We start from the raw sequence: 12975 nt of genomic DNA, 5'->3' as shown, positions 1-12975 counted from the left end.
CTGCCGCCTCGGCCGAAAGACCAAAAAGCGGTCAGTGGAAGAAGGAACGGCGGGGTTCCTGGCCCGTCAGGTGGGCGATGCAGCGGTAGTAGCGGACGCCGTCCTCGAACTGGGCCTGCGACGGCGGCATGACGTCCGCCGTCCAGCGGGCGGCCGCGATCGTCTTGGCCGTGCCGATCCGGCTGGCCAGCAGGACCCTGCGGTTGCAGACCCGCTTGATCGTCGGATGCCTGGCCAGGTCCTGCTGCACGTACGTCTGCGCGTCCTTCGGAATCGGGGCGACCGCGAACGTCTCCCACGAGTGCGTCTCCTCGCACCCCAGCCGCCTGGCCTTGGTGTCGCCCGCGGTGATGACCAGGCCGCCCCAGCACTCCGACTCCCGCACGCAGGCCGCCCCGCCGTCGCGCACCTTCGCGGCCGGGCAATTCTCCGTGTACGTGTCCAGCCCGGCGAACACCGACGCCTTCTCGGGCTCCGCCGAGACCGTGGGCCCGGCTTCCCCGGTCACCGGCGCCTGGACGATCTGCCGGTACACGATCAGCCCGCCACCGCCCAGGATCACCAGCGACAGGGCGGCGATGACCGACACGAGTGCCTTGTTGACCCCGTGCGACGCGGAGGGCCTGGTGACCGGGGCGGGCAGGGACGGGGCGAAGGGGGCGGCGGGACGGCTGGAGGTGGGATCGAGCGGCACGGCGGCCAGGGCGTCGCGCAGGGCCGCCGCGCTGGGCGTACGCTCGCGAAGGCCGGTGGCCAGAGCCTGGCGGAGGACGGCGGTCAACTGGGGTGGCACGCCGGGAATGTCGGGCACCGGAAGCCGATGGAGGGCGAGGATCATCGCCACGTTCGGCACCCCGCTCTCCGGGAAGCGCGGCGGACGGCCGGACAGCAGCGCGTAGACGGTGGCCGCGAGCGCGTACACGTCCCCGGCCGGCGTGGGCTCGGCCAGCTCGAACGCCTCGGGCGGCGCGTAGGAGGGGGTCAGCGACTCACGCGTGACCGACGCCTCGGGCCCCGAGGCCGGCATGGTCGCCAGGCCGAAGTCGGACAGGGCCACCTGGCCGTACCGGTTGAGCAGGATGTTGCCCGGTTTGACGTCGCGGTGCAGCACTCCCTGCGCGTGGGCGGCGGCCAGCGCGTCGGCGATGCGCACCCCGACGTCGCGGGCCTCGATCGGGGACAGCACCCGCCCGGCCAGCGAGCCGCCGGGACACAGTTCGAGCACCATGTACGGCCGCCCGTCCGGCAGCAGCCCCGCGTCATAGACGGGCACCACGTGCGGATGGGCGGAGAGGGCACCGGCCGCCGTGACCTCGCGCAGGAAACGCCGCCGGTCGCGGTCGGACAGCAGCACCCTGTTGTCCACCTTGAGCGCGACCTCGCGGCCGACCGCCGACTGCAGGGCGAGGTAGACCACACCGAAGCCGCCCTGGCCGAGCACGCCCTTGATCTCGTAGCCGGGGACCGATAAGTCGGACACGCGCGGAAGCGTACACGGTGCGGGACGCTCGATCATATGTTTGAATCTCTGAATGGACCACCATGGCGCTGGAGGCGGTCGTGCACCGCGCCGACGCCGAGCAGGCGACGATAATCAATCAAATTTGATGGATTATCGTCGCAGGCCAGGTACCAGCCGTTCCGCCAGCTCCTCCAGGGCCGCCACGGTCTCGCGTACCCGCTGGGGATCGTCCGTGCCCAGCGCGGCGGCCAACGCCTCGTCGATCGGGGTGTCGCGCACGCGCGTCACCCGCTCCGACACCTCGGGCGCCTCCCGGATGATCGTGCGCCGCCGATCGCGGGGGTCGGTCTCGGTGATCACCGCACCGGCGGTGCGCAGGCGCGCGATGGCGGCGGACACGGCGCTCTGCGGCAGCCCGGTGCGGGTGGCGATCTCGCCCACGGTGGTGTCGGGGTGGCCGCGCAGATCGCTTGCGACGATCAGGACGGTACGCAGGCTCGTGGAGTGCTCGCCGATGCCCTCGGTCGGCATGGCCTCCTCGCCGATCTTCATCAGTGCCCGGCCCAGCAGGAACAGTTCGACCCCATTCATCTTCAGCAACATACAGGCGCTATCGGTAGGGTCCTGTGGCGTGACGACGGAGTTGGAGCAACTCGCCGCGCGGCTGCGCGAGTTCGCGAAGGTCAGGGAGTGGGAGCGGTTCCACACCCCGAAGAACCTGGCGATGGCGCTGGCGGGCGAGGTCGGGGAGCTGGTGGCGGAGTTCCAGTGGCTGACGGCGGAGGAGTCCGGCGATCCCGACCCTGAGACGCTCGCCAGGATCCGTACCGAACTGGGCGACGTCACCCTCTACCTGGTACGCCTGGCGGACGTCCTCGGCGTCGACCTGGTGGCGGCGGCCCGGGCCAAGCTCGACGACAACGACCGCCGCTACGACGCCGACCTCTACCGCGGCTCGGCCAGGAAGGCCCCGCCCGCGAGCTGAGCCGCCGGGACCCTCATGCGCATAAGGTGACGAACATGCGATTTGGGGTGCTGGGCCCGCTGGCGGTCTGGACGGACGCCGGGGACACCGTCACGATCCCGGGCCTCAAGGTCCGGGCGTTGCTCGCGAACCTGCTCGTCCACGAGGGCCATCCCGTCTCCGTGGACCGCCTGGTCGACGACCTGTGGAGCGAGGAACCGCCGAACAACCCGGCGGGCGCCCTCCAGGTGCGCGTCTCCCAGTTGCGCAAGGCGTTCGAGGACGCCGAGTCCGGCGGCAAGAACCTCGTCGTCTCCCGCGCCCCCGGCTACCTGCTGCGCTGCGACGACGGCGCCATGGACGCGGTGCGCTTCGCCGGCCTGCTCTCGCGGGCGGAGGCCACCGACAGCGCCAGGACCAGGGCGGGGCTGCTGGCCGACGCGCTCGCGCTGTGGCGCGGGCCCGCGTACGCGGACTTCGCCGACGAGGAGTACACGAGGTCGGCCATCCTGCGTCTGGAGGAGCAGCGGCTGTCCGCGCTCGAACAGCACGCCGAGGCCCGGCTGGAGCTGGGCGAGCACGGCCTGCTCGTGGGCGAGCTGGGCGACCTGGTGGCCCGCCACCCGCTCAGGGAACGGCTGCGCGCCGTCCACATGCGCGCCCTCTACCGGGCCGGGCGGCAGAGCGAGGCGCTGGCCGGCTTCGGCGAGCTGCGCGAGAAGCTGGCCGAAGAGCTCGGCCTCGACCCCGGCCCCGAGCTGACCGCGCTCCACCAGGCGATCCTCGGGCAGGACCCGGCGCTCAGCGTGCCCGCGGAACGCCCCGCGACGAACCTGCCCGCCTCGCTCAGCAAGCTGATCGGCCGCGACGAGGCGCTGGGCGAGGTGTGCGGGCTGGTGACGGAGGAGCGGCTGGTGACGCTCACCGGCAGCGGCGGCGTCGGGAAGACCCGGCTGGCGCTGGAGACCGCGAACCGGCTGGTGGAGGAGTTCGCGGACGGGGCCTGGCTGGTCGCGCTGGACCAGGCGTCCCGCTCCCCGGCCGAGGCCGTCATGGCCGCCCTGGACATCAGGGAGGACACCGGTGATCAGCCGGCCCACGTCCTGGACGGGTGCCACGTGGCCGATGCCCTGACCGGGCGGCTGGCGGACGCGCTCCGGTCCCGGCGCGCGCTGCTCGTGCTGGACAACTGTGAGCACGTCGTCGAGCAGGTCGCCGAGCTGGCGGAAGTGCTCCTGCGCGCCTGCCCCGACCTGCGCATCCTGGCCACGAGCCGGGAACCGCTGGCCGTGGCCGGCGAGGTGCTGTGGAGCGTGCCGCCCCTCGACGTGCCCGCCAGCGCCGACCTGGCCGTCATGGCGCGATCCGACGCCGTCCGGCTCTTCGTGACCAGGGCCGCCGCCTCCGCCCGCGGCTTCGCGCTCGACGCGGGCAACGCGCAGGCCGTCGCGCAGCTCTGCCGCCGGCTCGACGGCATCCCGCTGGCGCTGGAGCTGGCCGCGACCCGCGTACGCGCGCTCGGCGTGAAGGGCGTGGTGGCCCGGCTGGACGACCGGTTCCGGCTGCTGGCCTCCGGGCAGCGCGGCGCTCCGGCCCGCCAGCAGACGCTCACCGCGGTGATCGACTGGAGCTGGGAGCTGCTGACCGACGAGGAACGCGTGGTCCTGCGCCGCCTGGCCGCGCACGCCGACGGCTGCACGCTGGAGGCCGCCGAGTCGGTCTGCGCCGAGGACGAGAACGGGGACGAGAACGAGGACGTGCTCGATCTGCTGGCCCGTCTCGTCGACCGTTCGCTGGTGGTGGTCGTGGACGGCGCCGCCGGGGTTCGCTACCGGCTGCTGGAGTCGGTGTCGGAGTACTGCCGGGCCCGGATGTCCGACGCGGGGGAGCTCGATCGGGTACGCCTCGCGCACCTGCGCCACTACCTGGCCCTGGCCGTACAGGCTGAGCCGGAGCTCTACGGGCACGACCAGCGGGACTGGCTGCTGCGCCTGGACGCGGAGGCCGCCAACCTCCGGGCGGCGCTCGACACGGCGGTCGCGCACGACGACGCGGACGGCGCGGCGCGGCTGGTCAACGCGCTGGCCTGGTACTGGTTCCTGCGCGGCAGACTGGCCGAGGGCAGCCGGGCACTGGCGGCCGCGCTGGCGGTGCCGGCCGCTGAGGGCACCGGCGACGTCAGGGCCAAGGCGGCGGGCTGGCTGGCCGGTTTCCGGCTCATGGCGGGCGAGCAGGTCGACTGGAAGCCCGTGCTGGCGGCCATCCAGGACCCGGGGGAGCGCGCCAGGGCCGAGCTGTTCATCGGGCTGCACGTCCAGGACATGCCGACCGGGCAGGCGCTGACGGAGCAGGCGCTGGGCACGTTCAGGGAACTCGGCGACAAGTGGGGCATCGCCGTCGCGCTCACCCGGCAGGCCATGGATGCCTTCACCCTGCGCGACATCGAGGCGCTGGAGCGGATCTCCGGGGAGAGCGCCCGGCTGTTCACCGAGCTGGGCGACAAGTGGGGGCTGCTGCGCGCCACCGAGTGGCAGGCGTCCCTGGCCGAGATGACGAACGACGCCGAACGCGCCAACCGGCTGTTCGGCGAGGGCCTGCGGATGGCCGAGGACCTGGGGCTGTGGCCCGAGGTCGCCACGCACATCGCCTGGCTGGGCTGGGTCGCGATGCAGAGCCGCGAGTACGACCGCGCCATCGAGCTGTGCGAACGGGCGCTGAAGCTGGCCACGGCGCAGGGCTACATGAAGGGCGCGACCATGTCCGAAATGGGCCTGGCCTACGCCGCGCGCCGGTCGGGACGGCTCGACCTGGCCGAGCCGCACCTGCGTCACCTCCTCGAAGGCGTGTCGCGGGACCCTGACGACGAGCCGGCGCTGCACCTGCCCGACACCCTCCTCGAACTCGGCTACCTGCTGGAGCTGCGCGGCGACCTGGCCACGGCCATGGAGCTGCACACCGAGGCGCTGGCCGCCGGGCTCAAGATCGGCGACCCCCGGACCGCGATCGGCGCCGTGGAGGCCGCGGCCGCCGCCGCGGGCCCGACCGAGCTGTCGGCCACCCTGCTGGGGCTGGCGGGCGCGGCCAGGAAGCACCACGAGCTGCCCGCCGGGCCGTCGGAGCTGGAGGACATCGAGCGCGCCGCCACCCGGACGCGCGCGGCGCTGGGGGAGGAGGCGTACGCGGCCGCGTACGCGCTGGGCGCCGCACGCAAGCTGGACGACGCCCAGGACCTGCTGTCGTAGGGGCTAGGCCGCGACGTGCTCGGCCAGCCGGTCGAAGAACTCCATCCAGCCCTCCTTGGCGCCCTCGGCGTGCTCCTGGTCGGTGTTGACGCCGTACTGGTGGAAGTGCATCTCCGTCCCGCCGTCCACCTCGGTGAGGCCGATCGTCACGACGGACGCCGGCCCGTCGCCCGGGTCGTCGGGGTCGCCGGTCGTGAACACCAGCCGCCCCGGCGCCGCCACCTCCCGGTACGTCCCGTCGAGCGTCACCTCGAACCCCTCCTCGCCCACGAACGTCGCCCGCCACACCCCGCCGGGATGGGCGTCCAGCGTGATCCGGCCCACCGGGGTGGCCAGCGTCGTGGGGCCGAACCAGCGGGAGAACCGCTCCGGCTCGGTCCAGGCGGCCCACACCAGCTCGCGGGGCGCGTCGAAGTGGCGGGTGAGGTGGTATTCGGCGGTCTGGGTCATCGTCTCGATCCTCCGGGGCTCGGCGCTGCGATGTCTCCAAGGTCTCCGGAGGCGCTTACGATCCCCTTCTCGGGGCCTTAAGGGGCGTGGCAGTGTGGATCGCATGAGGATCATCCGCGCCGCCCAGGTGCTCACCGGCCGCCCCGGCGAGTCGATCAAGGACGGTGAGGTCCTCATCGACGGCGCCACGATCGTCTCCGTGGGGCCGCGCGGCAGCGCCGGGGAGGCGGGCGAGGTCCTCGACCTGCCCGGCTGTACGGTGCTGCCCGGCCTGGTCGACGCGCACGTCCACCTCGGCTTCGACGCCCAGGTCGACCCCGTCACCCGGCGCAGCCCCGAGAGCGACCACCGCCTGCTGCTGCGGATGGCCGAGAACGCCCGCAAGCTCGTCTCCGCCGGCGTCACCACCGCCCGTGACCTCGGCGCGCGCAATTTCCTCGACCTGGCGCTGCGCGACGCGATCGAGGAGGGCCTGGCCGTCGGGCCGCACATCGTGGCCGCGACCAGGCCGATCACCATCACCGGCGGCCACTGCTGGTACATGGGCGGCGAGGCCGACGACGAGCCCGCCATCCGCCGTGTGGCCAGGGAAAATCTGCGCGCGGGCGCCGACTGCCTGAAGGTGATGGCCTCGGGCGGGCTGATGACGCCGAGCGCGCCGCCGAGCTGGGAGCCTCAGTACGACACCCGGCAGTTGCGCGTCGTCGTCGAGGAGGCCGCCCTGCGCGGCAAGGGCGTCGCCGCGCACGCCCACGCGCACGCGTCGATCCGCAGCGCCGTCGAGGCACGCGTCACCACCATCGAGCACTGCACGTTCTTCACCGCGTCCGGCCACGACTACGACCCCGCGCTGGCCGACGTGGTGGCGGCCAGCGGCATCTACGTCTGCCCGACCGTCCACGGCGTGTACTGGCGGCTGCGCGACGCGTACGGACCGTCGATGGTCGACGACTGGCTGCGGTCGATCACGTCCATGCGGGAGGCCGGGGTCCGGCTCATCGCGGGCACCGACGCCGGGTTCGCCTCGGAGGGGGTGGCCAACAGGACCGACGGCTACGTCGGGGGCCTGGAGGTGTTCGCGATGGCCGGTTACGGCAACGCGGAGATCATCGAACTGGCCACCGTGCTCGCCGCCGACGCCTGCGGGCTGGGCCAGGTCGCCGGCAGCCTCGATCCCGGCAAGCGGGCCGACCTCATCGCCGTCAGGGGCGACCCCCTCGAACGCATCGCCGACCTGCGCGACCTCGTGCTCGTGCTGGTCTCAGGGCGCTCCGTCGGACAGACGGGCGTCGACACAGTGACCTCGTCCGTTGGCTGAAGGAGACCTCTATGCTGCCCTGGTCCGCCGAGCTGGCCGGCCGCCTCGACCACCGCGTCGTCGACAGCACGCTGCTGCGCGGCAACCCGCTGGGCGACCCGCACGAGCGGCCGCTGATGGTGTACGTCCCGCCGGGTTACGACGACGAGCCCGGCCGCCGCTACCCCGCCATCTACGTGCTGCTCGGCTACACCGGCCACGTCGCCATGTGGCTGAACCGGGCGCCGTTCCGCCAGCCGTACCCCGAGCTGGCCGACGCCCTGTTCGCCGGCGGCGACGTGCCGCCCGCCATCGTCGTGTACGTGGACGCGTGGACCTCGTTCGGCGGCAGCCAGTTCCTCGACTCGCCCGCCACCGGGCCGTACCACTCCTACCTGCGCGACGAGGTCGTGCCGTGGGTGGACGAGCACTACCGCACGATCGCCGACCGCGACCACCGCGCGATCACCGGCAAGTCCAGCGGCGGCTACGGGGCCATGGTGACCGCCATGCTGGCGCCCGACGTGTTCGGGGCGCTGGCCACGCACGCCGGTGACGCGCTGTTCGAGGTCGCGTCGCGGCGGTCGTTCCCGGAGCTGGCGCGCAGGTTGCGCGACATGTACGACGGCTCGTACGACAAGTTCCTCGCCGACTTCCGTGGCCGGCTCGCCGGCACCAAGGAGGGGGACCTGGAGCTGCTGGAGATGTACGCCTACGCGTCCGCCTACTCCGCCGACGCGGACGGCACCGTACGGATTCCCTTCGACGACACCGGCGCGGTCGTGCCCGAGGTGTGGGAGCGGTGGCTGGCCTGCGACCCCGTCGTCATGGCGCGTGAGCCCCGCTACGCCGAGGCGCTGCGCTCCATGCGCGGCATCTGGGTGGACGCCGGAAACCGGGACGAATACTTCCTCGATTTCGGCGCCGTGGCGTTCCATCGGGCGGTGGAGGCGGCGGGCGTACCGGAGGAGCGGGTCTATTTCGAGCTCTTCGACGCGGGTCACGGCGCCATCGAATACCGCTACCCGCTCGCCCTCGCCTGGCTGGCCCGCCGTCTCACCTGAGCCGCCTGGTGCCGTGGACGGCTAGGCTGCCGCAATGGACTTGAAAGAGCAGGTACGCGAGCTGCGCCTGCAGGGCCGCTCTCCCAAGGAGATCGCCCGCGCGCTCAAGGTGTCGCCCTCGGTCGTGGCGCCGCTCGTGCGGGCCATCGCCGAGGAGAGCGCCGGCACCACCGGCGAGGCCGAGGTCGTCGGCTGCTGGATCAACGTGGGCTGGAGCGAGGGGCTGGGCCTCGACAGGGCGCACGGCTGGGTGGACGAGGCGCCCGAGTCGGGCGTGGGCGGCATGGTGTCCGTGCTCGTCGCCCGGCGGCACTCCTGGGACCGGCTGCAGGCGTGCGGCTTCCTCGCCGACGTCTACTGCATGGGCGTGAAGAACGCCATCGGCCCCGACGTGATCAACGACCGCGACCTGCTGCGGTTCCGCGAATACTTCTTCGGCGAATATCCGGGCTGGCAGGAGGCGCCGATCGAGCTGGCCAGGGAGCTGGTCTTCGGGTCGATCGACTACGCGCGCACGCTCGGGTTCGAGCCGGACGCGCAGTTCGGGGCGGGGTCCGACCTGCTGGGCAAGTGGGAGGGCGGCTCGTCGGTCACCTTCGGGCTGCTGGGCAAGCCTTACTACGTACAGGGACCGGGGGATGACCCCGCCAAGGTCCTGCGGACGCTGCGGCGCACGCTCTCCGACGACGAGTTCGGCTACTCACGCTAGGCCGGTGACCCGCAGCGTCAGGTTGAGGCGGCCGGAGGCCAGGCCGGTCGCCGGGTCGCCGGTGCCCGGGTAGACCTTCGGCACGCCGTGATAGGCGAAGCGCGACGGCCCGCCGAACACGAACAGGTCGCCCGAGGCGAGCTGGACGTCGGTGTACGGCCGTCCGCGCGTCTCGGTGTTGCCGAAGCGGAACAGGCAGGTGTCGCCGATGCTGAGCGAGACCACCGGGGCGTCGGACTTCTCGTCCTTGTCCTGGTGCATGCCCATCTTGGCCTGGCCGTCGTAGAAGTTGATGAGGGCGGTGTCGGGGGCGTACGCCTCGCTGGGGCGGCCATAGGCTTCTTCCAGGGCGCGGCGGCCGAGGTCGCCCAGCCATTCGGGGAAGTCCGCGACCTGGCGGCCGTTCACGTCGTGGGCGTGGCGGGTGTACTTGTACGGCTGCCAGTGCCAGCCCAGGCAGACGGTCCGCACCGACATGACGCCGCCTCTGGGCAGGACGGTGTGCCGGATCGGCACCGGGCCCGTGGCCCAGGCGCGGCACGCTTGGACGAGGTGCCGTTGTTCGTCGATGGTGAGCCAGCCGGGCACGTGCACCGCGCCGGGGGCGATCTCCCTGATCACGACTCTTCCCGAAATATCACGTTACGACCGATTCGCCACACATTCCCGTCATGGTCGGCGCCGCGCATGCCCTCCAGTGTCCCAGGCGGCGCCATCGTCACGGCGCCGGCCGTGTCCGCGAACCCGACCGTACGGGACGGATCCCAGTCGGTGCTGCGCCGCAACCGCTCACTCATCCCGGCCCACCCCCGCGCCGCCCCGGCCACCACCCAGGCATCGGGCTCGCCGGCGACGAACCGCCTGGCCTGCCGCAACCACGAGGCCGCCACCTCCGGCCAGCTCACCACCGCCAGCACAGTCCCTTCCCAGACCTCCTGAAACGCCTCCACCACCCCTCCGGCCCCACGCCCATGCCCGACGACCACCGTTTGCGCCCCTCGAAGCAACTCCACCACCCGCGCCAGCTCAATGGCGCCGGGCTGGATGACGGCGGGTATCTCCCGGGCGGGCTCACCAGGCGCCGCCCGCCGCTCCCGGTGCTTCCTCCACCTCCGGTATTCCTCCGTCAGGCAGACGGCGCATGGCCGGTACCCGGCGGCCATCGCCGTGGCGGCGTCTGCGAAGAACGCCCGATTCCTGACATATCCCCCACCGGCGATGGCCCGCAGCGCCGACGGGCAGTCGAGCCGCCCGTACAGCCGGGCCCCGCGATGTCCGCCCAGCGTGCCGGGCACAGGGCTCGGATACGGGCGGCCATCGGGGCCGATCAGCGTGTACCTCACTTGGCGTCGTGGAAGACGAGCCCCAGCGTGTGCCGCAGCCCGGACCGTACAGTGCTCACGCCATGCCGCACCGGCGAGGCCGACCAGCCCCGCGACGACCGTACCGGCCGGTCGCGGGTGGTGAAGATCAGTCCGTGGCCCTGCGGCAGCAGCGTCACCGTGCCCCGCGACTGCGCCCGGGGCCGCTGCTCCACCAGCAGGAACTCGCCCCCGGTGTAGTCCTCGCCCGGCCGGTCCAGCCCGATCACGACCTGCAGCGGGAACACCAGATCCCCGTACAGGTCGCGGTGCAGGGCGTTCCAGTCGTTCTCCCGGTACCGCAGCAGGATGGGCGTCGGCCGGGTCTGCCCGGCTTGGTGACACATGTCCAGCCACTCACCGAAGTCGTCCGGCCAGGGCGCGGGCTGCCCCAGCCGGGCCGCCCAGTCACGGGCGATCGGCAGCAGTCGCGGGTAGAACGCCGCCCGCAGCCGCTGGACCAGGGTGGAATGGGGTGGTCGAAGTACCGGTACTGCCCGGAGCCGAACCGGTAGCGCTCCATGTCGATGGTGGAGCGGAAGAAGCGGACGTCGTCGTACAGGCCGGAGACCTCCCCGCACTCCTCGGGCGTGAGGACCTGCGGGGTCAGCGCACACCCGTACGCGTCGAGCTCGGCGGCCAGCTTCCTCCAGTCGGCGCTCGCGATCGGCGCCACCTGGCCGCCCGCCGTGTTCAGCAGCGCCCGGTCGGCCTCCGTGTCCAGCGTCGCCCGGTCGGTCTCCGTGTTCAGCAGCGCCTGGTCGGCCTTGGCGATCGGCGCCGCCTGGTCGGCGCTGGTGATCAGCGCCATCTGGTCGGCCTTCATGACGTGCTCCAGAGCTGCGGCTGCAGCACGCCTTCGAGCGTGAGCAGCTCACGCTTGCGTTCGAGGCCGCCCGCGTACCCGGTCAGGGCGCCGTTGGCGGCCACCACGCGGTGGCAGGGCAGGACGACGAGCAGCGGGTTCGCCCCGACGGCCGCTCCGACCGCCCGGATCCGGTCGGCGGGCGCGCCCACGCGGGCGGCCAGCGTGCCATAGGAGGTCGTGGTGCCGTACGGAATCGTCGCCATCGCCGCCCACACCCGCTCCTGGAACGCGGTGCCACGCGCGGCGACGGGCAGGTCGAAGGAGGTGCGCTCGCCCGCGAAGTACTCGCCCAACTGCCGCTCGGCCTCGGCGAACGCGGCCGGCTCACGCCGCCACCCCGCCCGTACGGCGGCCACGTCGAACGACACGCGCGTCAGCGCAGAGCCGTCGCCGGCGAACAGGATCTCACCCAGCGGGCTGTCGATCGTGGTGTAGATGTCCATACCTTCTACAACACCGCCGCCTCCCCGAAAGTCAGCGATTTTCGGACATCGCGGCCACCAATTGGACGATCAGGCAGGGACGGCGTACGCTCACCGCAATTTCGAGCTAGGAGTGAGCATGGCGGAGTCGCGCGAGCACACCTTCACCGGAACCAGGGGACGCAATGTGGCCCGCGAATGGCCCCATGACCGGCCCCGCTACCTCGCCGTCCTGGTGCACGGCTATGGGGAGCACATCGGCCGGTACGAGTACGTCGCCGACCGCCTCGTCCGCCACGGCGCCGCCGTCTACGGCCTTGACCACATGGGCCACGGCAAGTCCGAGGGCGACCGGGTGCTCGTCGAGGACTTCGAAGACGTGGTGACCGACGTACACGCCGTCGAGGAGCGCGCCAGGGCCGAGCACCCGGGGGTACCGGTCGTGGTGATCGGCCACTCGATGGGCGGCATGATCGCGGCCCGCTACGCCCAGCGCTACGGCTCCGGCCTGGCCGCCCTCGTCCTGTCCGGGCCGGTGATCGGCGAATGGGCGGTGGTGCCGGCGCTTCTGGCGTACGAGGTGCCGCCGGACGTACCCATCGACCCGGCCACGCTCTCCCGCGACCTCTCGATCGGCACCGCGTACGCCGCCGACCCGCTGGTCTGGCACGGCCCGTTCAAGCGCACCACTCTGGAGGCGTTCGCGACGACACTGACCACGATCGCCAAGAGCGGCACCTTCGGAGCACTGCCCACGCTGTGGGTGCACGGCGACGACGACCAACTCGTCCCCCTGCCCGGCAGCCGTGCCGGCATCGAAACCGTCAAGGGCACGGACTTCGCGGAGCGGATCTACGCGGGGGCCAGGCACGAGGTCTTCAACGAGACCAACAAGGACGAGGTTCTCGACGACGTAACGACCTTCATCGACCGCACCCTCACCTGACGACCACCCCACAGACCGCCCCTTCACGTGACGTGCACCGAACGGACCGCCCCTTCACGTGACGTGCACCGAACGGACCGCCCCTTCACGTGACGTGCACCGAACGGACCGCGCCCTCATGCGGCGGGTGCCCAGCGGGCCGCGCCCTCACGTGACGTGCACCGAACGGACCGGACCCTCATGCGGCGGG

At 72.3% G+C, this 12975-nt stretch carries 13 protein-coding genes; 6 read left to right on the top strand and 7 right to left on the bottom strand.

What is annotated here, in order from left to right:
- Positions 1-31: 31 nt before the first annotated feature.
- The gene (locus tag C4V41_RS13075; RefSeq protein WP_200823939.1) at positions 32-1480 is read right to left on the bottom strand and encodes a serine/threonine-protein kinase; all 1449 of its coding nucleotides are present in this window, start codon (positions 1478-1480) and stop codon (positions 32-34) included.
- A 132-nt stretch (positions 1481-1612) separates the two neighbouring features.
- Positions 1613-2053 (bottom strand): MarR family winged helix-turn-helix transcriptional regulator, encoded by a 441-nt coding sequence (locus C4V41_RS13070; protein ID WP_200823938.1) that lies wholly within the window; start codon positions 2051-2053, stop codon positions 1613-1615.
- Between the two features lie 40 nt (positions 2054-2093).
- Between C4V41_RS13070 and C4V41_RS13065 the strand changes: the two genes are divergently transcribed.
- The gene (locus tag C4V41_RS13065; protein WP_103956087.1) at positions 2094-2447 is read left to right on the top strand and encodes a nucleotide pyrophosphohydrolase; all 354 of its coding nucleotides are present in this window, start codon (positions 2094-2096) and stop codon (positions 2445-2447) included.
- Between the two features lie 35 nt (positions 2448-2482).
- Entirely contained in the window at positions 2483-5668 is a 3186-nt protein-coding gene (locus C4V41_RS13060) for a BTAD domain-containing putative transcriptional regulator (RefSeq protein WP_103956086.1), read from the top strand.
- A 3-nt stretch (positions 5669-5671) separates the two neighbouring features.
- On the opposite strand, the gene C4V41_RS13055 is transcribed toward C4V41_RS13060, so the two are convergent.
- Complete coding sequence (locus C4V41_RS13055) at positions 5672-6118, bottom strand: SRPBCC family protein (RefSeq protein ID WP_103956085.1); 447 nt, start codon at positions 6116-6118, stop codon at positions 5672-5674.
- 103 nt (positions 6119-6221) lie between these two features.
- Between C4V41_RS13055 and C4V41_RS13050 the strand changes: the two genes are divergently transcribed.
- From C4V41_RS13050 to C4V41_RS13040, 3 genes are read left to right on the top strand one after another with little or no spacing between them, the layout of a single operon-like run.
- The gene (locus C4V41_RS13050) at positions 6222-7436 is read left to right on the top strand and encodes an amidohydrolase family protein (protein WP_103956084.1); all 1215 of its coding nucleotides are present in this window, start codon (positions 6222-6224) and stop codon (positions 7434-7436) included.
- Positions 7437-7447: 11 nt separating this feature from the next.
- Complete coding sequence (locus C4V41_RS13045) at positions 7448-8479, top strand: alpha/beta hydrolase (protein WP_103956083.1); 1032 nt, start codon at positions 7448-7450, stop codon at positions 8477-8479.
- 34 nt (positions 8480-8513) lie between these two features.
- Entirely contained in the window at positions 8514-9188 is a 675-nt protein-coding gene (locus C4V41_RS13040) for a helix-turn-helix domain-containing protein (protein ID WP_235030096.1), read from the top strand.
- Here C4V41_RS13040 and C4V41_RS13035 read toward each other — a convergent pair.
- From C4V41_RS13035 to C4V41_RS13020, 4 genes are all read right to left on the bottom strand, one after another.
- A complete protein-coding gene (locus C4V41_RS13035; protein ID WP_235030095.1) occupies positions 9180-9809 on the bottom strand; it encodes an alpha-ketoglutarate-dependent dioxygenase AlkB family protein in 630 nt (209 codons plus the stop codon). The two genes, C4V41_RS13040 and C4V41_RS13035, sit on opposite strands and share 9 nt — an antisense overlap.
- Positions 9806-10531, bottom strand: a complete 726-nt coding sequence (locus C4V41_RS65305; protein WP_268808591.1) for an Ada metal-binding domain-containing protein — start codon at positions 10529-10531, stop codon at positions 9806-9808. The genes C4V41_RS13035 and C4V41_RS65305 overlap by 4 nt, the downstream gene beginning before the upstream one ends.
- Entirely contained in the window at positions 10528-11130 is a 603-nt protein-coding gene (locus C4V41_RS13025) for a 2OG-Fe(II) oxygenase (protein ID WP_200823936.1), read from the bottom strand. Before C4V41_RS13025 ends, C4V41_RS65305 begins: the two co-directional genes overlap by 4 nt.
- 241 nt (positions 11131-11371) lie before the next feature.
- Positions 11372-11860 (bottom strand): methylated-DNA--[protein]-cysteine S-methyltransferase, encoded by a 489-nt coding sequence (locus tag C4V41_RS13020; protein WP_103956081.1) that lies wholly within the window; start codon positions 11858-11860, stop codon positions 11372-11374.
- Positions 11861-11978: 118 nt separating this feature from the next.
- Between C4V41_RS13020 and C4V41_RS13015 the strand changes: the two genes are divergently transcribed.
- A complete protein-coding gene (locus tag C4V41_RS13015; protein ID WP_103956080.1) occupies positions 11979-12785 on the top strand; it encodes an alpha/beta hydrolase in 807 nt (268 codons plus the stop codon).
- Positions 12786-12975 lie beyond the last annotated feature (190 nt).

Source organism: Nonomuraea solani (assembly GCF_900108335.1).
Taxonomy (GTDB): Bacteria; Actinomycetota; Actinomycetes; order Streptosporangiales; family Streptosporangiaceae; genus Nonomuraea; species Nonomuraea solani.
This window is presented reverse-complemented; position numbering and strand designations above follow the sequence as displayed.

What these genes read in the sequence shown, in the direction of transcription:
- C4V41_RS13015 (WP_103956080.1), top strand. Translation starts at nt 11,979, where the DNA reads ATGGCGGAGTCGCGCGAGCACACCTTCACCGGAACCAGGGGACGCAAT.
- C4V41_RS13020 (WP_103956081.1), bottom strand. Translation starts at nt 11,860, where the DNA reads ATGGACATCTACACCACGATCGACAGCCCGCTGGGTGAGATCCTGTTC.
- C4V41_RS13050 (WP_103956084.1), top strand. Translation starts at nt 6,222, where the DNA reads ATGAGGATCATCCGCGCCGCCCAGGTGCTCACCGGCCGCCCCGGCGAG.
- C4V41_RS13045 (WP_103956083.1), top strand. Translation starts at nt 7,448, where the DNA reads ATGCTGCCCTGGTCCGCCGAGCTGGCCGGCCGCCTCGACCACCGCGTC.
- C4V41_RS13055 (WP_103956085.1), bottom strand. Translation starts at nt 6,118, where the DNA reads ATGACCCAGACCGCCGAATACCACCTCACCCGCCACTTCGACGCGCCC.
- C4V41_RS13070 (WP_200823938.1), bottom strand. Translation starts at nt 2,053, where the DNA reads ATGAATGGGGTCGAACTGTTCCTGCTGGGCCGGGCACTGATGAAGATC.
- C4V41_RS13040 (WP_235030096.1), top strand. Translation starts at nt 8,514, where the DNA reads ATGGACTTGAAAGAGCAGGTACGCGAGCTGCGCCTGCAGGGCCGCTCT.
- C4V41_RS13060 (WP_103956086.1), top strand. Translation starts at nt 2,483, where the DNA reads ATGCGATTTGGGGTGCTGGGCCCGCTGGCGGTCTGGACGGACGCCGGG.